Genomic DNA, 19380 nt, shown 5'->3' with positions numbered 1-19380 from the left:
TTATTCGGTTAGCCGGCACAGTTGCTCCGCGGCTTGTTCAACGTTGAGGCGGCCTTGGGTGGCCTCGACAGTATAGTACAGGCAATAAATTAAACATCGAATCAGTTTGGATGTCTAAACCGCATAACAAAACGCTCGACAATACTTAAATTGTCGAGCGGAGTAGATGCTAATGATATTTTTCTATTACCATTTATCTCTATAATTGAATGAAAGGAAGTAGTCAAATTTCTCGGTCGATATCTTACTTGTGAAATAGGGTTGAATCAAAGCTACCCAGCTCTCCTTTACATCAAACTCACCATTATTCATTGTATCGTCCAAGGGGAGGCCTAAAGCATCGATGAGAGAGTCATCGTCCCCAAAATCTTTTGAATACTCTTCTCCCTTAAAATCATCATTATTTTTGTCAAACCATGTAAGACGTAATTTTAATCCCATGACACTATCTCCCCTATAAATACTTTTTGATATTTCGTTTTGGATCTGGACTTTTCAACTGCTTACCCGTTTTGGGATCAAAAGCCCCCAGATGTTCGCCGTCGCTGGCACGATATCCTTCCAACTCACCATGCTGTGAGTCCCACTCATAAATTTTACGCCCCTTGTCGCCATACCACCGAGCCCGGCGGCCCCCTCCTGACTGCTTGGGAGTTTTTGGTCTACCTACTTTAAGCTCCCCCAACCCCTTAATTTCATCAGTTTTTGGGGCAGGATGATATTTGTGCCCGCGCTCCTGAGTTCCTTCTCGAGGTTTAATAAGCTCTGGCTTGTCTTCTCGAGCCGGTTTTTTCCGTGGTTTGTTGAACATGACATAAATCGGCTCAAGACCACTTTCAACCGGTGGAACCAAAATATAGTCATGGATCTGCTGAACGTCGCCATTAGGCAATGCAACCAGCGTTCCTTTCCCTGACACATCGACACGGCCTCCTGTCGAAAGTTTGCCTGCAGGCGCACCAACCGGCGTGACGGTAATAATATAACCGGATACGCCCTTATCATCCGCCGGTGTCCAGGTCAGAGAGATTGCACCGTCGTCAGTGGTAAATCGCAACTCCCTTTTCACCGTATCCCATGATAGTGGCCGCAGTGGCACCGCACCTTTTACGTTCCGCTCATCAGGGCGAACGATATTGATGTGGATTTTCTCTTCCCCGACATCCCCCGTATCACGAGAAACAAGTCGATAAGGTAACCGCACAGAATTATAGTTGCCGAGCGCATTCCTCACATCGTCTCGCGTCAATCCGAACCGACCGATCCCCAGGGATGACATGACACTCAATGCCGGCACGTCCAAACTCTCGGAAAAGACAAAAGAGAGTTGAGCAAACTCAGCCGTGGTGACTTGCCCGTTATTATACAGTTTTTCCGCAGGTGTCTTCGTCAATGCCGCCGAGGCCCGGGCAAACGCGCCACGGATACCGGTTTCCAGTGTCTCCGTCGCCGCCACCGAATTATAGTTGCTGATAGCAAACCCGCTTTCACGCCAGAAGTAGGCAGGCTGCTCCAGAAACAGCGGACTGGGTTTGCTACCCATGACCGGCGGATATTTTGGCAAATCGCCATCGCCAACCGTAAGAACGAATTCTTTCTTCGCCTGGTTGCGCCAGAACGCCGCTTGCGCTTGCGGTGACAACGAAGCAATATCCTTATCAGTCGGCTGCCGCGCACGAATTTTGCTCATATTGTCTTTGGCAATGCGATCGAATTCAGCAACCTGAGCCGATAGATCCTTTTCTTCCTGACGCAGCCGGGAAAGATCTTCGTTTAATGCAGCAATGGTGCCATTGGTTCTTTCCACGTCACGATGAAATTGTTCGGCACGTCCCGCCTGACGGCGAGCACGCGCATTGGCTTCCTGGATGGTTTGACGTTCAGCAATTCGTTGATTGAGGGCAATGTGAGACTGCTTTTCCTCAATTTGTCGCTGGTTGATAGTCAGTTCAGGCAGTAGCCATTGATAACTGTGTGACTTTCGATACTCATCCGTTTGAACTGATTCACGACGTTGGCGCGCATCCTGATAAGTCAGAAGTGCCTTGCGTTCGGCTTCACGTGCATTGACTTCATTTTGCGGAATGATCTCCACCACGGCAACATAAGCCGGCGGCAGATTACTGCCTGGAGGGAACACCACGATACCATCGTGCGTGTTGCCACCCGGTTGCGTCGCAGGCAACGGTTTGGCTTCAGCATTATTTATCTCGGTAACACCGTCCACAGGTTTCGCCGTGGTTGGCGGCGCCGGCGCATTGACGCGAATATGAATATCAGGCATGCCCGGTACAATTCCTACCGTATAGACGTCCGGTCGCTTGGTGGGCTTTGCCTCCACAACCGGAACGCTCATCGGTAACGACGGTGAACGAACAACGGCTACTTTTTGCTGCCCCTCGTCAACGAGGTCAGCAATACGGGCGCTGACCAGGGTTGCCGGTTGAGTGGGCAGTTGGCCCGGCGGTGTCTGAGTGACCAAATCTGCGGGGAGCGTCGTCGTGATATGTCGTACCATCGACATATCATCAGGAGCGATCTTGGTTGGCGTAATGCCTTCCACGACCAATCCCCAGAGACTAGTCCGCCACAACGTGCCTACCGTGGGAATACCGAGCGTTTTCACTTTGGCTATCGATTTCGTGATAAACGATTGCACCGTTTGGGATTTCAGTAGGCTGAATCCCCACGCACCGTCGATCAACGAAAGATTGAATTGTGCCCCCACCGCGACAGACGCTTGTGCTTCTGGAAACAGACTCAGGTTAACATTGCCGCCACTGTTGGCGGGATCCCTGTCCCCACCATTGTTGCCACCGCCAGTATGCCCGCCAGTGTCCTTATCCTTACCTCCCCATGGATTATTTTCCGAACTCCAGCCGGAGTGATCGGATGCATCCACACCACCACCCAGGCCTGTCGGGCCACCATTCACTCCACCGCCAGGACCGCGGCTGTCTTTACCATCACCACCACTCATAACTCATCTCCTATTGAAATTGCACACAAATACTGTATGCATGAACAGTAATTTAGAAGAATTTAAGAGGAGGAGCAATTCATTAACCCAGCAAGCTGTTGTGCTGTATATCAGACAAAACAGAGAGGGGATTTGCGTGAGTAAGTTCGTCGTCATATGGACGAACAATGCAGATAATATGTGGCGGCTAGGCACTACGCGAAGGAATTAAGCGAAGTCAATGAGCTGAAGTTTAACGGGCAAAATATGAGCTTAACGTACAATAACTACCAATATTGACACTCTCCCCTAAGCACACGATTGGCTACGGCCTCAACTTTGCTGCCTTCCTGGCGGCCGTGAGGCACAATTTCAGCGTTGAATTCCGCAATATCCTCTGCGGTCAAAAAGATCATCTATTCGCCAGCGCCTTAATCGTATCCGCGTGTTTAGCCTGAATGCGCGCTTTCACCTTGGCTTTGACCAAAACCTCATAGTCGGCCTTACTGATGATGTAAACCTCATCGTGCCCGCGGCGCGTCACTTCCACCGGTTGTTTTTGCGCTTCCAGAAGCACCTCAGCCAAATTGTTTCTCGCCGCTGTGTAGCTTATCGTGGTCATTTTCTTTACCTGTACATGTACATATTTGACCACTATTTGTACCATGTCAGATGAAGATAAAAAAGCCCCCGGCGCCAACGGCGCAGGGGGCCAGTCATTCAACCCGGGCTTACAGCGGTTCGGTCTGGGCTTCCACCACCGCCAGCGCCACCATGTTGACGATGCGGCGCACCGAGGCGATCGGCGTCAGGATGTGCACCGGCTTGGCGACCCCCATCAGCACCGGCCCGACGGTCACCCCTTCCGAGCAGGAGACGCGCAGCAGGTTGTAGCTGATGCGCGCCGCTTCCATGTTCGGCATGATCAGCAGGTTGGCCGAGCCTTTCAGCGGGCTGTCCGGCATCAGATCGTGACGGATGCTTTCCACCAGCGCGGCGTCGCCGTGCATTTCACCGTCGATCTCCAGCTCCGGCGCCAGCTCGTTCACCAGCTCCAGCGTTTTACGCATCTTGCGCGCCGCCGGGCAGTCAGACGAGCCGAAGCTGGAGTGAGACAGCAGCGCCACCTTCGGTTCGATACCGAAACGGCGCACGGTTTCCGCCGCCATCAGGGTGATCTCCGCCAGCTGTTCCGGCGTCGGATCGTCGTTGACGTAGGTGTCGGCGATGAAGGTGTTGCCGCTCGGCAGCAGCAGCGCGTTCATCGCGCCCGCGACGTGCGCGCCTTCACGGAAGCCGAACACGTTCTTCACCACGTCGTAATGCTCGTGGTAGCTGCCGATGGTGCCGCAGATCATCGCATCCGCTTCACCGCGGTGCAGCATGATGGCGGCGATCAGCGTCGGGTTGCCGATCACCGCGCGACGCGCCTGTTCTTGCGAAACGCCGCGGCGTTTCATGATCTGGTAGTACTCGCCCCAGTATTCGTTGAAGCGCGGATCCGACTCGTTGTTCACCACTTCGAAATCTTTGCCCGGCGTCAGTTGCAGGCCCAGCTTTTTCAGGCGCATCTCGATCACGCTCGGACGGCCGACCAGGATCGGGAAAGCCAGCCCCTGCGACACCAGCTCTTGCGTGGCATGCAGCACGCGCTCTTCCTCGCCTTCCGCCAGCACCACCCGCTTCACCTCTTTGCGCGCCTGCGAGAAGATCGGTTTCATGAACAGATTGGTTTTGTAGACGAACTCCGCCAGCTTCTCCACGTAGGCGTCGAAGTCTTCGATCGGGCGCGTCGCCACGCCGGAGTCCATCGCCGCCTTGGCCACCGCCGGCGCGATCTTGACGATCAGCCGCGGATCGAACGGTTTCGGAATGATGTATTCCGGCCCGAAGGAGAGATCCTGATCGTCATACGCGGAGGCCACCACGTCGCTCTGTTCCGCCAGCGCCAGATCGGCGATGGCATGCACGCAGGCCAGCTTCATCTCTTCGTTGATGGTGGTGGCGCCCACGTCCAGCGCGCCGCGGAAAATGAACGGGAAGCACAGGACGTTGTTCACCTGGTTCGGGTAGTCGGAACGGCCGGTACAGATGATGGCGTCCGGGCGCACCGCTTTGGCCAGCGGCGGCAGAATTTCCGGTTCCGGGTTGGCCAGCGCCATGATCAGCGGATCGCGCGCCATGGTTTTCACCATATCCTGCGTCAGCACGCCCGGGCCGGAGCAGCCGAGGAAGATGTCGGCGTTCGGGATGGCGTCGCCCAACGTGCGCTGGCCGTTATCCTCGATGGCGTAGGCGGCTTTGGTCTGTTCCATATTGGCGTCGCGGCCTTTATAGATGACGCCCTTGGAGTCGCAGACGGTGATGTTCTGTTGACGCAGCCCCAGCGCCACCAGCAAGTTCAGGCAGGCGATGGACGCCGCGCCGGCGCCGGACACCACCAGCCGCACGTCGGAGATGTTCTTCTTCACCACGCGCAGGCCGTTGAGCACCGCGGCGGTGGTAATGATCGCCGTGCCGTGCTGGTCGTCGTGGAACACCGGGATCTTCATGCGCTCACGCAGTTTCTGTTCGATGTAGAAACACTCCGGCGCCTTGATGTCTTCCAGGTTGATGCCGCCGAAGGTCGGTTCCAGCGCGGCGATAATGTCGATTAATTTGTCAGGGTTATGCTCATCCACTTCGATATCAAATACATCGATACCGGAAAACTTCTTGAACAAAACGCCCTTGCCTTCCATCACCGGCTTACCGGCCAACGCGCCGATATTGCCCAGACCCAGTACCGCCGTGCCGTTGGAAATCACCGCCACCAGGTTGCCGCGCGCGGTGTATTTGTAGGCCGCCAGCGGATCTTCGGCGATCTCGAGGCAAGGCGCGGCGACGCCCGGCGAATAGGCCAGCGCCAGATCGCGCTGGGTCGCCAACGGTTTGGTTGGGGAAACCTGGATCTTCCCTGGGACAGGAAACTGATGGAAATCAAGGGCACTCTGTTTGAGCTGTTCGTCCATTATGGATTCCTTTGTTTTTTGCTTTTATGTTGAGGTAAGGCTTTGAGGCTGCGCCCTGCCGTGGGCCATGGCGCCCAGGTACAATGACAGGGCACAGCCTTGAAGTATAGTGAGAGAAACATCACAAACTTTGAAGCGCGCCATAACCTTGGTCGAAAGACCGTTTTAAAAGTAAAAAAAGAAGGCCTGCGGGACAAGTCAGACAAGTGCCGCCGTCAGCGCGGCGGCAGCGTGGCGCGCCAGGCGTTGAGCGTCTCCACCTGACCGGCGCAAATGTGTAACGAGGTTTGTAACGCCAGGGCATAGCTTACCGCATCGCCCCAGGTCTCCCCCTGCAGCTGCGGCTGCTCACAGGGAGCGAATACCGACTCAGGGGGCAACAGCGGCACGGCCTGCGGCGCCGGCGGCCGGGCGCAGGAGCTCAAACACAGCGCCAGGCAGAGGCTGAGCGGCGCAGGGATCGTTTTTAATCGCTTCACGGTATTTCCTCTGATAAGCCTCGTGTTGTTGGCGCAGCTGCTGTTCCTGCCGCTGCTGCGCCGCCATCAGCGCACGATTTTGCGCATCCTGGGTCTGCAGGGTGGCGATTAGCCCGGCCTGCTGCGCCAGGCTTTTTTGCAATTCCGCCGCCAGTTGCCGCGCGGACACCAACTGGTGCGACAGCAACGCGCTGTAGCCGCCGAGGCAGATGGCCGCCAGCAACAGCAGCAGCAACCCGCCCTGCATCAGTTTTTGCAGCCAGCCGCTCATGCCGGATAGTCCCGAAACGGCAGCTGGAAGTGCGGGCCGTCCTTGAGGGTCTTCCATTCGCCGCCCCATTCGACGTTGATGCCGTATTCACGCGCCGCGCGCCGCACCGCCACCGCAATTTGCGCGTAGTAATCCCACTCCCAGGAGACCACGCCCGCCGGCATCGCCACCACGTCCACCGCGTGCCCGGTCAGATGGCGGCTGCGCAGCGTTTGGCTGTTGCCGGCGCGCACCATTTCCCGCTGGCGCGCCATGCTGCGCAGCCCCTCGCTAACGGAAAACGGCACCAGGGAATAGCGCAGCGCCAGACGAATAACGCGCACCAGATCCGGATGCACGCCGCGCAGGTTCTCTTCGCTGCGGGCGGTAAAGCGAATCTCTTCGATGTCATTTAACATTTTTAAACCCCGTTTTTTTGCCGATGAATTTTTTAATTAAGGCGTTGATGTAATCCGCCCCCATAAAGCCAATCAATACGCTGGCCAAATTCGCCCAGTTTAATTCCAGGCCCATCAGCGCCAGCGCATCGCGCACCGTCCAGGCCAATAACGCGCACATCGCCGCATTCAATAAACGTCGCCGAATACCCACGTTGCGATAGGCGCCGTGTAATAGCGCCATCACGCCGGCCAGAATGGCGTTCAATACCGGCTGAAGATATTCACATACTCGCTGGACTATTAAGCCAACAGCGTCAGGCTCTATGCTGGACATAGCTCATCTCCTTTTTTATTTTTAATTAAATGCCAATCACGGCCGGTGGGACATCGGATACTCAGAATCTAGTTAAGGATGCTATTACAAAGCAAATGAATAAACACAGGCCCTATGGTCGAATTCATTCATGCTGAATGCTGGCACAACACATAAACGCCAAGGCAGGCGGCAGTGAATAAAAAATTCATTCTTATCGTGATTTGTTTCGACTGTTATTTCTGCGAAAAATAAACATTAATGGCAACGGGAAATATTTCCCCATCGAAAAACATCCACTCTGGAGAAATGCCATGTCCACACGTAAAGCCGTTATTGGGTATTATTTTATTCCGACCAACCAAATCAATAATTACACCGAGACCGATACGTCTGTCGTGCCGTTCCCGGTTTCCAACATCACGCCGGCCAAAGCCAAACAGCTGACGCACATTAACTTCTCGTTCCTGGATATCAACAGCAATCTGGAATGCGCCTGGGATCCGGCCACCAACGACGCCAAGGCGCGCGATGTGGTCAACCGTCTGACCGCGCTCAAAGCGCACAACCCCAGCCTGCGCATCATGTTCTCCATCGGCGGCTGGTATTACTCCAACGATCTGGGCGTGTCGCACGCCAACTACGTCAACGCGGTGAAAACCCCGGCGTCGCGCGCCAAGTTCGCCCAATCCTGCGTGCGCATCATGAAGGATTACGGCTTCGACGGCGTGGACATCGACTGGGAGTACCCGCAAGCCTCGGAAGTGGACGGTTTCATCGCCGCGCTGCAAGAGATCCGCACCCTGCTGAACCAGCAAACCGTCGCCGACGGCCGCCAGGCGTTGCCGTACCAGTTGACCATCGCCGGCGCCGGCGGCGCCTTCTTCCTGTCGCGCTATTACAGCAAGCTGGCGCAGATCGTCGCGCCGCTCGATTACATCAACCTGATGACCTACGATCTGGCCGGCCCCTGGGAGAAGGTAACCAACCACCAGGCGGCGCTGTTCGGCGATGCGGCCGGGCCGACCTTCTACAATGCGCTGCGCGAAGCCAACCTGGGCTGGAGCTGGGAAGAGCTGACCCGCGCCTTCCCCAGCCCGTTCAGCCTGACGGTCGACGCCGCGGTGCAGCAACACCTGATGATGGAAGGCGTGCCGAGCGCCAAAATCGTGATGGGCGTGCCCTTCTACGGCCGCGCCTTCAAGGGCGTCAGCGGCGGCAACAGCGGGCAATACAGCAGCCACAGCACGCCGGGCGAAGATCCGTACCCGAACACCGATTACTGGCTGGTGGGCTGCGAAGAGTGCGTGCGCGACAAGGATCCGCGCATCGCCTCCTATCGCCAGCTGGAGCAGATGCTGCTGGGCAACTACGGCTATCAGCGGCTGTGGAACGACAAGACCAAAACGCCTTACCTGTATCATGCGCAGAAAGGGCTGTTTGTCACCTATGACGATGCCGAGAGCTTCAAATACAAAGCGAAATACATCAAGCAGCAGCAGTTGGGCGGCGTGATGTTCTGGCATCTGGGGCAAGACAACCGCAACGGCGATCTGCTGGCCTCGCTGGATCGCTATTTCAACGCCGCGGACTACGACGACAGCCAGCTGGATATGGGCACCGGGCTGCGCTACACCGGCGTCGGCCCCGGCAACCTGCCGATCATGACCGCGCCGGCTTATGTGCCGGGCACCACTTACGCGCAGGGCGCGCTGGTGTCCTACCAGGGTTACGTCTGGCAAACCAAATGGGGTTACATCACCTCGGCGCCCGGTTCTGACGGCGCCTGGCTGAAGGTGGGCCGCGTGGCGTAAGCCGTAAAAAAACCCCGTAGCCGAATGCTGCGGGGTTTTCATTGAGTTAACCGTTTGATTTTCGCGTCCCTTCGTCTCTATTCCTTCAGTTGTGGCACCAAGGATAACCGCCATCCCGCACCACTTCGCGGCCCATCAGGCTGTAGACATCGCTTTTGCGCGTCAGCCGCTCATGCCACCAGTTAAACCCGGCGCCCTTGCTGGCCGGGTGCCACGCCAGCCAAATCATTTCGTCGCCCTTTTGCATCTCTACCGGCACCGTCACCAGTTCGCCGCTGGCCAATTCCTTTTCGATCAAAGCAGGCGGCAGAAAAGCGTGGCCGATGCCGCGTTTGAGCAGCGCCAGGTTGCTTTCCACGTCGCATACCACCAACTGACGCTGCAAGGGCAGCGTGCCGTGATTGCGCTTGGGCAGCTCATGGCTGCTGTCGGCGATCACCACCACGATGTCGTTCAACCGCTGTTTCTTGCACACCGGCTTTCTCTGCGCCGCGAACGGGTGCGAAGGCGACACGCACAGCACAAAGTTGAGCTTGCCGAGCATCAGGGTTTTAGCCTGCACGCTGTCGGGAATTTGGCCGATGGCGATGATCAGATCCGCCCGGTTGTTCTTCAGCGCATCCCAGGTGCCGTTCAACGCTTCTCGCTGCACCGAGATACTGGCGTTCGGGCAATGCTGAATATAGTCGCGGATATCCTGCGTCAGGGTTTCCAACGGGAAGAAGGTGTCTACCGCCAGGCGGATATTATTGTCCAGCTTGGGGATGTTGCGCACCCGGCTTTCCAGATCCTGCACCGCATTTAATATCCAGCTGCCTTCCTGCAGGAGAAATTCCCCTTCATCCGTCAGGGTAATCATGGGGCCATTGCGATGAAAAAGTTTCACGCAGAGTTTGCTTTCAATATTGGAAACCCGATAAGAGATCGCCGAAGGCGTTTTATGCAGCGCCTCCGCCGCCATAGAGAAAGAACCGGTGCTCTTGATGGTACTGATTATTTTAATCGCGTCCAGGGATAATCTAGTCATACAAATTCCTCTTTAAAATAAAATAAGAAAAATGACACTAAATTCCCAAGGTGGTGGCGCACAAAAATCGATCAAATCGAACAAGGGTACTCATAGCAACAAGCAATATACTTCATAAATGAGAGCGCTATCTTAAATACTATTCATCACGACCTGATATAAAATTCATCATAGCGCCCTACTTTTACACAGCGACAGTTAAATAAATTCAGCCTAACGATCAAAGATCGTCATCATAATAATTTTCGTTAATAGCCGTTAAAACATTCCGCTCTATCGCACGACCAGAATGATAAAAATAAAACAAGCCGACAAGAAGAGTTATTTCTAATTGCGTTATTGGTCTCTCATTTTGTCGGTGAAATACGCTCAACTTACAACATAATTTCAGTCAGGAGTGACTTATGAACAAAACTTCCCGTACCCTGCTCTCTCTGGGCCTGCTGAGCGCGGCCATGTTCGGCGTTTCGCAACAGGCGAATGCTCACGGTTATGTCGAGTCGCCGGCCAGCCGCGCCTACCAGTGCAAACTGCAGCTCAACACTCAGTGCGGCAGCGTGCAGTACGAACCGCAGAGCGTCGAGGGCCTGAAAGGCTTCCCGCAGGCTGGCCCGGTTGACGGCCATATCGCCAGCGCCAACAAGTCCACCTTCTTCGAACTGGATCAGCAAACGCCGACGCGCTGGAACAAGCTCAACCTGAAAACCGGCCCGAACTCCTTTACCTGGAAGCTGACCGCGCGTCACAGCACCACCAGCTGGCGCTATTTCATCACCAAGCCGAACTGGGACGCTTCTCAACCGCTGACCCGCGCTTCCTTTGACCTGACGCCGTTCTGCCAGTTCAACGACGGCGGCGCCATCCCTGCCGCGCAGGTCACCCACCAGTGCAACATACCGGCAGATCGCAGCGGTTCGCACGTGATCCTTGCCGTGTGGGACATAGCCGACACCGCCAACGCCTTCTATCAGGCGATCGACGTCAACCTCAGCCACTGATCCGTCAAAAGGGGGATGTCTCTGGAGGGTTCAGCATGGCGCTGAACCCTTTTTTGCGGGTGCCGCTATTGCGACATGTTGAGGATAGTGCGCACATTGAGCGCGCTGGTGGCGATAATGTCGATGGCGCCGGTGCGCAACGCGCCCAAAATCGCCAGCGCCTTGGTATTCTCGGAGGCAATGGCGATCACGCACGGAATTTTGCGCAGCTCATCAATGCTCAGCCCAATCACACGGTCATTCATCACCGTATCGACATGCTGCCCCTGGGCATTGAAAAAGTCATAGCCGGCGATGTCGCCGATCACGCCCTGATTAAGGCTGGCGTCGATAATCTCGTGCGGCGTAAACCACCCCAATTTCACCATATAACTGTTTTCATTCATGTCGCCAATGCCGACTAACGCCACATCGGCCTTACGCGCGCGATCCAACGTTTCCTTGATCGTGCCGTTCTGCATGAAGGCGTCTTTCAACGCGCGATTTTCGACGTAGGCCGGCGCATAGAGCGTCTCGCTGCTGCCGCCGAACTTCTTCGCCAAGCGCCGGCTGATATGGTCGGCGTTGATCGCATCGCCCGGACGGTGGGTGCCGCCGATGCCGCAGATGAACTTGCAGTTGCGCTCCGTCACGCTGCCGACGTGATCGGCGATCGCCGCCACGTTGCGTCCCTGCCCGACCGCCAACACCATATCGTCTTTCAGCGACATCGCCAGGTAGTTGGACACCAGCGCCGCCACTTGCCGACGCTGTTCCTCTTCGTCCTGATGATCGAGCGCGATCAGCGCGCGGCTGATGGGAAAACGTTCCATCATCTGCTGTTCCAGCCGGGTGCTGAACACCGGGTGATAACGCACGTTGATCTCGACGATGCCTTCTTCCTTGGCGCGCTTGAGCAAACGACCGACTTTGATCCGTGAGATGCCGAACTTTTTGGCGATCTCTTCCTGCGTGATCTCATCCTGATAATAAGCAACGGCGATTTCGGTCAGCAGTTCGTTATCCTGGGACACAGTTTGTTTTTCCATCCGTTAGACGTTTCCCCACGGCAGGCCGGTTAATCATGGCGGAGGGACGATACACGCCCCTCCGACAATGCTGAATGCCCGCTAGTATAACGCGTTCAGGCGGCAACGGTATTCAGTCGTTGCTCCACCTCGTCCGCCAATCGGGTCAAGAGCAGGCAGCAAGATACCGCGCCGGCGTCCAGTACGCCGCGCGAACGCTCGCCCAGACGGCTGGCGCGGCCGATTTTCGCCACCAGCTCGCGCGTGGAATCGCGCCCGCGCGCCGCGGCGATCCTCATCTGTTCCAGCGCAGCGGCGAAGTCGTCACCGCGCCCCGCCGCCTGCTCAAACGCCGCTACCGCCGGTATCAGCGTATCCATCAGACACTTGTCCCCCACGCCTGCGCTGCTGATGTCCTGCAGTTCGCGCAAACCGCCGTGCAACATCGCCAAAAATGCCTGCTTATCCAGCACGCTGCGCTCGCGCACGCTCTCCGCCATGCCCATGAACAGGCTGCCGTACAGCGGCCCCATCGAACCGCCGATGCCCTCCATCAGCGCATCGGAAACCGCATCGAACGCCTGCGCCAACGTAAGCTCGCGGCCGCGAATGGCATCGCCGCACATCGCGAATCCCTTCGACATGTTAATGCCGTGGTCGCCGTCGCCGATGGCACCGTCGATTTCGCTCAGGTATTCGCGGTTGCCGACAATGGTTTCTATCAGCCCCGTAACGATCTCACTGCCGTACCGGGTTGAAATTTGTTCCGTCATGATTCACTCCACCTGGGTTAAGCCTAAAGATTGCGCCGGCATGTCCAGCAGCGTTTTCAGTTCGTCATCCAGCGTCAGCGTCACGCCCATCATTTCCAGCGACGTGAAGTAATTGCCGACGTAGCGCCGATGCACCCGCACGCCTTTCGCCGTCAACCGACGCTCTATTTCGGCATAATAGATATACAGCTCCATCACCGGCGTGGCGCCAAGCCCGGAGATCAGCAACGCTACCTCCTGCCCCTGTTCCAGCGGCATGTCGTTGAGCACGAAATCGAGCATGGTGCCGGCCATCGCCGACGCCGACTGGATCGGCGACACCTCAATGCCCGGTTCGCCGTGATGGCCAATGCCGATCTCCATCTTGCCGTCTTCGATATGAAAATTGGGTTTGCCGACCGCGGGAATGGTGCAGGAACTGAGGCCGACGCCGATCGAACGACACCGGTCGATGGCTTTTTGCGCCGCGCCGATCACGCCGTCCAGATCGTATCCCTTGGCCGCCGCCGCCGCGCCGACCTTCCACATCAGAATTTCTCCGGCCACGCCGCGCCGTTTATCGATCTCACTGGCCGGCGCCGAGGCGACGTCATCGTTGGCCACCACGGTTTTCACCCGTATGCCGGCCGCCGTGGCCTTCTTGATCGCCATCTTGACGTTCATGTTGTCGCCGGCGTAGTTGCCGTACAGGCAAGCGACGCCCGCACCGCTGTCCGCCGCCTTGAACGCGTCGAGAAAAGCCCCCGCCGTAGGCGATGAAAAAATCTCGCCAATTGCGACGGCATCCAGCATGTTTTTGCCGACATAGCCCAGGAACGCCGGCTCATGGCCGGAACCGCCGCCGGTGACGATGCCCACTTTGCCGGCGATCGGCGCCGGCGGATATTTCAACACCCGCGCATTGTCGGTGGCGGCGTAATAGTCCGGGTGGGCCAGCCTATAGCCCTGAATGGCGTCTTCCACTACGTGATCGGGATCGTTAATGATTCTGTTCATCGCGGCCTCTCTGTCGCCTGAATAAGAAATTATTGAATGGTGTAACCGCCGTCGACCACCAGGTTGGCGCCGGTGATCATCGCCGCCGCGTCACCGGCCAAAAACAGGGCGCTGGCGGCGATATCTTGCGGCTCAGCAAAGCGCCGCAGCGGAATTTTCTGCTTCATTTGTTCCGCTACCTCGCCAGACCAGGCTTTGCGCCCCAGCTCCGTCAAAACCACGGTGGGTGAAATGGCGTTGACCCGCACGTTGTGTGGCCCCCACTCCAGCGCCAGCACCTGGGTCAACCCGATAACGCCCGCTTTGCTGGCGCAATAGGCCAGGTGATTCGGCAATGCCACCACCCCGGCCTGCGAGGCGAGATTGATGATGCTGCCGCCGCGCTGGCGAATGAAACGGCGGCCCACCGCCTGGCAGGTGAGAAACACGCCTTTCAGATTGACCGCCAGGGTTGCATCCCACGCCGCTTCAGGCAGTTCCTCAGCGGGATGCAGCGCGACGATGCCGGCGCTGTTGACCAGCACGTCCAGCCGCCCGAAATGCGCCTCAATCTGCGCCACCGCCCGCTCCACCGACGCGGCATCGGTGACGTCGGCCACGACGCCCAGCGCCGCCTCGGCGTCCAGCTGTCGCGCCACTTCAGCAACCTGCGGCGCCCGATCGAGCAGCGCCACGCGCGCGCCGTTTTGCAGATAGCGTTCGGCGATAGCGAGGCCGATCCCCGCAGCGCCGCCGGTAATCAGCGCCACCTTGCCCTGTAGCGAGAGCTCGCGCGGCGCCGTAGTTTGATGATTAATCATAAATTTCCCCTTAAAACTGTGAACTTCACCCTCGGTCAGGATATTTTCGCCAAACTCGCGCCGCGTTCTTCCTGCGCCGTCGCGCTTTCTTTCGGCAGCGTAACAAATTTCATCAGCACGCCGCTGAACAGGTACAAACCGGTAAAGATCCAGATCACGCCAACGGTGCCGAGGCTGCCGATAAACAGCCCCACCACCGCCGGGCCGACAAAGGTGCTCAGGCCGGCGCCCAGATTGAGAATCGACATCGCCGCGCCCTTATTGTCCGGCGCCAGCGACGGCATGATGGCCGACAGCGGCACGAACGCCGCCAGGCAGGCGCCGAACAAACCGGCGGCGCAAACGGTCAGCAGGTAATTGGCGCCGAAGAATTGCGGCACGTAGTAGAACATCAGCGTGGTCAAGGCGCAGCCGACGCAGCCGAACCACATCACCACATTGCGCCAGCCGAGACCGTCGCTGATCACGCCGAAAATCAGGTTGAAAATGATGTTGACCGTCCACAGCGCGGCGTACATCTGCAGCCAATGCGTGCGGGTGAATCCCATATCCATCATGTACATGGGCATGAATACGACGAAGCCGTATGCCGCAGAGGTATTAATGGTGCGCACGATGCCGCCCAGGCCGATCTTCGGGTTTTCAAACGCGATGGTGATGCCTTTCAAGACGTAACCCAGCGACGCTTTTTCCCGGTTGCCGCTCTGTGCCGCGCCGTCGTCGCGATTGAGCATCAGCGCAATCACCGCGCCCAGCACGACGAAAATCAGCGCGCTCCACAGCGTGTGGATCTCGCCGAGATAAGGCAGCATGATGCTGGAATACAGCACGCCCAGCACGCTGAGCCCGCCGCTGTAGACGAACCAGAAAATCCCCACCGCCGACCCCAGCCTTTCCGGCGGCGCCTCATACGCCACCCACACCAGAAAACCGTAGGCGAATAACGGATAACCCAAGCCGCGCAGCGCATAGGTCGGCACCATGATCGCCAGGTTGTTGCTCGGCAGGCCGAACGTCAAAAAGCACACCGAACCGAACAGAAACAGCAGCAGGCCGGCCAACATCACCCGCCGGGCGGTAAAGATTTCCGCCAGCACGCCGGAAAACCAGGCGGCGATCGCGGCCGCAAAGCCATAAACGCTGAACAGCAGCGCCGATTCCTGAATGCTCAGCCCCTTGCCGATCAAATAAGGCGACAGCCATCCTTGTTCCAGCCCTTCGCCCATCATGAACACCAACACGCCGGCATAGCCCAGCAGCAGTTTCGGTGACAGACCAATGCGATGAATCAGTCCATGCAACATAGAACACCCCAGCACATGTGATTATGGAGGCGCAGGCTCGCCCGCACCCGAAGAACGATGCAGGTTTCAGAGGTTTGGATTAAGCACCACTTTGATTGAACCGATGCCGCGCTTCATCAGCTCGAAGCCCTCGGCGAACTGTTCCAGCGGCAGCGTATGCGTCACCACGCCTTCGGTCGGCAGATCGCCATTGGCGATGCCTTCGATCACCAGCGGGTAGCAGTAAGGGCCGAGGTGCGAACCGAGCACGTCCAGCTCTTTGCGGTCGCTGATGATGCTCCAGTCGACGGTCACCGGATCCTTGAACACGGAAAATTCCACGAAGGTGCCGAGTTTGCGGATCAGCGTCAGGCCCTGTTCCACGGACTTTTGGGCGCCGGTCGCCTCGATGTAGATGTCGCAGCCGTAGCCGTCGGTCATCGCTTTAACCGCCGCGGGCACGTCGTCACGGGTCGGGTTCAGCGTCACATCCGCGCCGAAGCGCTTCGCCAGCGCCAGACGCTCGTCGGACAGATCCAGCACCACCAGCTTCGAGGGCCCGGACTTTTTGATCGCCCCGATCATGCCCAGCCCCAGGGTGCCGGCGCCGGCCAGCACCACGACATCGCCCAGTTTGATATTGGCGCGTTGCACCGCATGGAAGGAGCAAGCATAGGGTTCGATCAGAATGGCTTTTTCGATCGGCAGATCGGCCGGCACGTGATAGTTAATCGCCTCTTTGGTGAACTTCATGTACTCGGCCATGCCGCCATTGACGTTTTTCTGGAAACCGTACAGGTCATGCTTTTCGCACATCCAATACTGGCCGCGGTTGCAGAAGCGGCATTGCCAACAGGGAACGATCTGTTCTGATATCACCCGATCGCCGAGATTGAAGCCCTCGACGCCTTCGCCGTATCCCACCACGTGGCCGATAAACTCATGACCGGGGATCATCGGCGCCTTGATGTATGCCGGTTGTTTTTCATCGCCCCAGAAGCTGGGCGCCCCTTCGAACGCTTTAACATCGCCGGCGCAGATGCCGCAGGCCTCGATCTTCACCAGGATCTCTTTCGGGCCGATCTTCGGTACCGGCACCTGTTCCAGGCGGTAATCTTTCGGGGCGTACGCCACAACCGCCTTCATGATCTCGGGGATACCGTCCGCCATTTTCGCCTCTGTCATGCAGGTCTGACACATAGCACTCTCCTCTGGTAGGGTGACTCTTTATGATCAATAACACAAACAAAGAACAAATGAACACTAACGTCACGCGTTCAATTTGCCCACAGAGAACTTGTCAAACTGTGATATCGCTCAAAAACCCGTCTATATGAGGATAAATAACGATTAAAACCCCTTTTTTAGTGACAGTCGTCACCTTTTAAAGGGAGGAACAGAAAAATCAGGCAAAAAACAAAAGAACATCAATTGAACATTTGATTAAACAGGGATACGGTAATGAACGTGGCGCCACCGAGGATCGCCGCCCTTTTCGTTACCAATCAGGAGACCGCTATGCTGCCTATCGCCATCGGCGCCGACGATGCCGCCATTGAATTGAAGGATCTGATCGTCACCCACCTGCAACGACGGGACATTCCCGTCATTGACTACACGACGGATCGCACCGCAGAAACGGGGATCTATCCCGATATCGCCTATCGCGTCGCGCAGGCGATACGGGAGGAAAAACATCGGCGGGGGATCCTGCTGTGCGGCACAGGCATCGGTATGAGCATCGTGGCCAATAAAGTGCCCGGCATTCGCGCGGCGCAATGTCACGATACCTACTCCGCCCAACGGGCGCGCAAAAGCAATGATGCGCAGATCATCACGCTGGGCGCGCGGGTCATCGGCGCCGAACTGGCGAAAACCATCGTCGATGCCTGGCTGGAATCGGAGTTTGAAGGGGGAGGATCGGCGCCGAAAGTCGAGCGGATCGGCTATTACGAAAACGCGGTCGGTCGGCGTTAAACCGCCTGCAGTCTCGATGGCGGTCGCGCGCAAGCCGCGCTCCGCCTGGGTTTATTCGTCATTCATTGTTATTATCCATCGCAACAATCAGAAAAAGCGCATTTTCATTCTCGATCCGATGATGCAGTGTGTTCCCCCTATGATGAAAAAGGTTCTCATTTCCCTACGTTGAGCTTGGTCAAGGAGCTTATCAATGAATCAATTAGACGCACTCAAGCAGCTGACCACGGTGGTCGCCGACAGCGGCGATATCGAATCCATCCGCCAGTTCGAACCCCAGGACGCCACCACCAACCCTTCGCTGATCCTGAAAGCCGCCGCGCTGCCGCAGTACAAAGCGCTGATCACCGAAGCGCTGGAGTATGCCCGCCGCCAGGGCGGCAGCAAGGAAACCCAGCTGATCAACGCCAGCGATAAACTGGCGGTCAACATCGGCGTCGAGATCCTCAAAAGCGTGCCGGGCCGCATCTCCACCGAAGTGGACGCCCGCCTGTCGTTCGACCGCGGCATGTGCGTCGCCAAAGCGCGCAAACTGATCGGCATGTATCAGGAACAGGGCATCGACAAATCGCGCATCCTGATCAAGCTGGCTTCCACCTGGGAAGGCATCAAAGCCGCCGAAGAGCTGGAAAAAGAAGGTATCAACACTAACCTGACGCTGCTGTTCTCCTTCGCTCAGGCCCGCGCCTGCGCCGAAGCCGGCGTGTATCTGATCTCGCCGTTCGTCGGCCGCATCTATGACTGGTACCAGGCTAAACAGCCTGCCGCCGACTACGACGCCGATCAGGATCCGGGCGTGAAATCGGTGCGCACCATCTATGAATACTACAAGCGTCATCGTTACCAGACGGTGATCATGGGCGCCAGCTTCCGCAAAGTTGAGCAGATCCTGGCGCTGGCCGGCTGCGATCGCCTGACCATCGCGCCAAACCTGCTGGAGCAGCTGAAAAACAGCGAACAGCCGGTCGAGCGCAAGCTGACCCCGTCGACCGAGGGCTTCCACCAACCCGCTCCGCTGGCCGAAGCGGAATTCCGCTGGCTGCACAATCAGGACGCCATGGCGGTGGAAAAACTCGCCGAAGGCATCCGCCTGTTCGCCGTCGACCAGCAGAAGCTGGAAGACATGTTGGCCGCTCAACTGTAATCGCACTGGAGTTTCGTTATGTCTTCTCGTAAAGAGCTTGCCAACGCCATCCGCGCACTCAGCATGGACGCCGTACAAAAAGCAAATTCCGGCCACCCGGGGGCCCCTATGGGCATGGCGGACATCGCCGAAGTCCTGTGGCGTGACT

20 protein-coding genes are annotated in these 19380 nt (G+C 57.2%); 5 read left to right on the top strand and 15 right to left on the bottom strand.

Annotation, left to right across the window (positions count from 1 at the left end; all coding sequences use genetic code 11):
- Nucleotides 1-186 precede the first annotated feature (186 nt).
- From H7A77_RS14200 to H7A77_RS14165, 8 genes are all read right to left on the bottom strand, one after another.
- The gene (locus H7A77_RS14200) at nt 187-441 is read right to left on the bottom strand and encodes a colicin E3-like toxin immunity protein (RefSeq protein WP_047571055.1); all 255 of its coding nucleotides are present in this window, start codon (nt 439-441) and stop codon (nt 187-189) included.
- Nucleotides 442-454: 13 nt separating this feature from the next.
- Nucleotides 455-2980: a colicin-like bacteriocin tRNase domain-containing protein gene (locus H7A77_RS14195; protein WP_164107363.1), complete on the bottom strand. Its 2526-nt coding sequence runs from the start codon at nt 2978-2980 to the stop codon at nt 455-457.
- Between the two features lie 391 nt (nt 2981-3371).
- Nucleotides 3372-3581 carry a type II toxin-antitoxin system Phd/YefM family antitoxin gene (locus tag H7A77_RS14190; RefSeq protein ID WP_004936539.1) on the bottom strand — a complete coding sequence of 70 codons (210 nt, stop codon included), beginning with the start codon at nt 3579-3581 and terminating at the stop codon, nt 3372-3374.
- A 109-nt stretch (nt 3582-3690) separates the two neighbouring features.
- Nucleotides 3691-5970 (bottom strand): NADP-dependent oxaloacetate-decarboxylating malate dehydrogenase, encoded by a 2280-nt coding sequence (gene maeB / locus H7A77_RS14185; RefSeq protein WP_016926766.1) that lies wholly within the window; start codon nt 5968-5970, stop codon nt 3691-3693.
- A gap of 215 nt (nt 5971-6185) precedes the next feature.
- The gene (locus tag H7A77_RS14180; RefSeq protein ID WP_004936544.1) at nt 6186-6359 is read right to left on the bottom strand and encodes a hypothetical protein; all 174 of its coding nucleotides are present in this window, start codon (nt 6357-6359) and stop codon (nt 6186-6188) included.
- The gene (locus tag H7A77_RS14175; protein WP_182074332.1) at nt 6340-6720 is read right to left on the bottom strand and encodes a DUF2570 family protein; all 381 of its coding nucleotides are present in this window, start codon (nt 6718-6720) and stop codon (nt 6340-6342) included. Before H7A77_RS14175 ends, H7A77_RS14180 begins: the two co-directional genes overlap by 20 nt.
- The gene (locus tag H7A77_RS14170; protein ID WP_046896235.1) at nt 6717-7118 is read right to left on the bottom strand and encodes a M15 family metallopeptidase; all 402 of its coding nucleotides are present in this window, start codon (nt 7116-7118) and stop codon (nt 6717-6719) included. Before H7A77_RS14170 ends, H7A77_RS14175 begins: the two co-directional genes overlap by 4 nt.
- Nucleotides 7108-7434, bottom strand: coding sequence for a phage holin, lambda family (locus H7A77_RS14165; RefSeq protein WP_033643982.1), 327 nt, complete (start codon nt 7432-7434; stop codon nt 7108-7110). The genes H7A77_RS14170 and H7A77_RS14165 overlap by 11 nt, the downstream gene beginning before the upstream one ends.
- A gap of 293 nt (nt 7435-7727) precedes the next feature.
- Here H7A77_RS14165 and H7A77_RS14160 point away from each other — a divergent pair, with 293 nt between their 5' ends.
- Nucleotides 7728-9227: a glycosyl hydrolase family 18 protein gene (locus H7A77_RS14160; protein WP_089195049.1), complete on the top strand. Its 1500-nt coding sequence runs from the start codon at nt 7728-7730 to the stop codon at nt 9225-9227.
- Between the two features lie 85 nt (nt 9228-9312).
- On the opposite strand, the gene H7A77_RS14155 is transcribed toward H7A77_RS14160, so the two are convergent.
- Nucleotides 9313-10254, bottom strand: a complete 942-nt coding sequence (locus tag H7A77_RS14155) for a LysR family transcriptional regulator (RefSeq protein WP_025303805.1) — start codon at nt 10252-10254, stop codon at nt 9313-9315.
- A 404-nt stretch (nt 10255-10658) separates the two neighbouring features.
- Here H7A77_RS14155 and H7A77_RS14150 point away from each other — a divergent pair, with 404 nt between their 5' ends.
- Nucleotides 10659-11252, top strand: coding sequence for a lytic polysaccharide monooxygenase (locus tag H7A77_RS14150; protein ID WP_033643984.1), 594 nt, complete (start codon nt 10659-10661; stop codon nt 11250-11252).
- A 65-nt stretch (nt 11253-11317) separates the two neighbouring features.
- Here the strand turns inward: H7A77_RS14150 and H7A77_RS14145 are convergent, their stop codons facing one another.
- The 6 genes from H7A77_RS14145 to H7A77_RS14120 form a co-directional block, all read right to left on the bottom strand.
- A complete protein-coding gene (locus H7A77_RS14145; RefSeq protein ID WP_004936575.1) occupies nt 11318-12280 on the bottom strand; it encodes a sugar-binding transcriptional regulator in 963 nt (320 codons plus the stop codon).
- A 95-nt stretch (nt 12281-12375) separates the two neighbouring features.
- The gene (gene dhaL, locus H7A77_RS14140; protein WP_033652574.1) at nt 12376-13032 is read right to left on the bottom strand and encodes a dihydroxyacetone kinase subunit DhaL; all 657 of its coding nucleotides are present in this window, start codon (nt 13030-13032) and stop codon (nt 12376-12378) included.
- 3 nt (nt 13033-13035) lie between these two features.
- On the bottom strand, nt 13036-14028 hold the full coding sequence (locus H7A77_RS14135) for a dihydroxyacetone kinase subunit DhaK (protein WP_182074331.1): 993 nt from the start codon (nt 14026-14028) through the stop codon (nt 13036-13038).
- Nucleotides 14029-14057: 29 nt separating this feature from the next.
- Nucleotides 14058-14828, bottom strand: coding sequence for an SDR family oxidoreductase (locus H7A77_RS14130; protein ID WP_046687601.1), 771 nt, complete (start codon nt 14826-14828; stop codon nt 14058-14060).
- A gap of 35 nt (nt 14829-14863) precedes the next feature.
- Nucleotides 14864-16132: an MFS transporter gene (locus H7A77_RS14125; protein ID WP_004936588.1), complete on the bottom strand. Its 1269-nt coding sequence runs from the start codon at nt 16130-16132 to the stop codon at nt 14864-14866.
- A gap of 66 nt (nt 16133-16198) precedes the next feature.
- The gene (locus H7A77_RS14120; RefSeq protein ID WP_033643987.1) at nt 16199-17311 is read right to left on the bottom strand and encodes an alcohol dehydrogenase catalytic domain-containing protein; all 1113 of its coding nucleotides are present in this window, start codon (nt 17309-17311) and stop codon (nt 16199-16201) included.
- 318 nt (nt 17312-17629) lie between these two features.
- On the opposite strand from H7A77_RS14120, the gene rpiB reads away from it, so the two are divergent.
- From rpiB to H7A77_RS14105, 3 genes are all read left to right on the top strand, one after another.
- Complete coding sequence (gene rpiB, locus H7A77_RS14115) at nt 17630-18088, top strand: ribose 5-phosphate isomerase B (protein ID WP_182074330.1); 459 nt, start codon at nt 17630-17632, stop codon at nt 18086-18088.
- 193 nt (nt 18089-18281) lie between these two features.
- A complete protein-coding gene (gene tal / locus H7A77_RS14110; RefSeq protein WP_016926754.1) occupies nt 18282-19232 on the top strand; it encodes a transaldolase in 951 nt (316 codons plus the stop codon).
- 18 nt (nt 19233-19250) lie between these two features.
- Nucleotides 19251-19380, top strand: a 130-nt coding sequence (locus tag H7A77_RS14105; RefSeq protein ID WP_139285563.1) for a hypothetical protein, incomplete at its 3' end; no start/stop codon positions are given.

This window comes from Serratia sp. ME47, from assembly GCF_903970925.1.
Classification (GTDB): Bacteria; Pseudomonadota; Gammaproteobacteria; order Enterobacterales; family Enterobacteriaceae; genus Serratia; species Serratia ureilytica.
The sequence above is the reverse complement of the archived record's forward strand: the minus strand, read 5'-3'. Positions and strand labels throughout refer to the sequence as shown.

Bases quoted from the DNA above. Each gene is read 5' to 3' on its own strand.
- H7A77_RS14160 (WP_089195049.1), top strand. From the start codon at position 7,728: ATGTCCACACGTAAAGCCGTTATTGGGTATTATTTTATTCCGACCAAC.
- H7A77_RS14145 (WP_004936575.1), bottom strand. From the start codon at position 12,280: ATGGAAAAACAAACTGTGTCCCAGGATAACGAACTGCTGACCGAAATC.
- H7A77_RS14130 (WP_046687601.1), bottom strand. From the start codon at position 14,828: ATGATTAATCATCAAACTACGGCGCCGCGCGAGCTCTCGCTACAGGGC.
- H7A77_RS14150 (WP_033643984.1), top strand. From the start codon at position 10,659: ATGAACAAAACTTCCCGTACCCTGCTCTCTCTGGGCCTGCTGAGCGCG.
- H7A77_RS14120 (WP_033643987.1), bottom strand. From the start codon at position 17,311: ATGTGTCAGACCTGCATGACAGAGGCGAAAATGGCGGACGGTATCCCC.
- maeB (WP_016926766.1), bottom strand. From the start codon at position 5,970: ATGGACGAACAGCTCAAACAGAGTGCCCTTGATTTCCATCAGTTTCCT.
- rpiB (WP_182074330.1), top strand. From the start codon at position 17,630: ATGCTGCCTATCGCCATCGGCGCCGACGATGCCGCCATTGAATTGAAG.
- H7A77_RS14125 (WP_004936588.1), bottom strand. From the start codon at position 16,132: ATGTTGCATGGACTGATTCATCGCATTGGTCTGTCACCGAAACTGCTG.
- H7A77_RS14155 (WP_025303805.1), bottom strand. From the start codon at position 10,254: ATGACTAGATTATCCCTGGACGCGATTAAAATAATCAGTACCATCAAG.
- H7A77_RS14135 (WP_182074331.1), bottom strand. From the start codon at position 14,028: ATGAACAGAATCATTAACGATCCCGATCACGTAGTGGAAGACGCCATT.
- tal (WP_016926754.1), top strand. From the start codon at position 18,282: ATGAATCAATTAGACGCACTCAAGCAGCTGACCACGGTGGTCGCCGAC.
- H7A77_RS14175 (WP_182074332.1), bottom strand. From the start codon at position 6,720: ATGAGCGGCTGGCTGCAAAAACTGATGCAGGGCGGGTTGCTGCTGCTG.
- H7A77_RS14170 (WP_046896235.1), bottom strand. From the start codon at position 7,118: ATGTTAAATGACATCGAAGAGATTCGCTTTACCGCCCGCAGCGAAGAG.
- H7A77_RS14195 (WP_164107363.1), bottom strand. From the start codon at position 2,980: ATGAGTGGTGGTGATGGTAAAGACAGCCGCGGTCCTGGCGGTGGAGTG.
- H7A77_RS14200 (WP_047571055.1), bottom strand. From the start codon at position 441: ATGGGATTAAAATTACGTCTTACATGGTTTGACAAAAATAATGATGAT.
- dhaL (WP_033652574.1), bottom strand. From the start codon at position 13,032: ATGACGGAACAAATTTCAACCCGGTACGGCAGTGAGATCGTTACGGGG.
- H7A77_RS14165 (WP_033643982.1), bottom strand. From the start codon at position 7,434: ATGTCCAGCATAGAGCCTGACGCTGTTGGCTTAATAGTCCAGCGAGTA.
- H7A77_RS14190 (WP_004936539.1), bottom strand. From the start codon at position 3,581: ATGACCACGATAAGCTACACAGCGGCGAGAAACAATTTGGCTGAGGTG.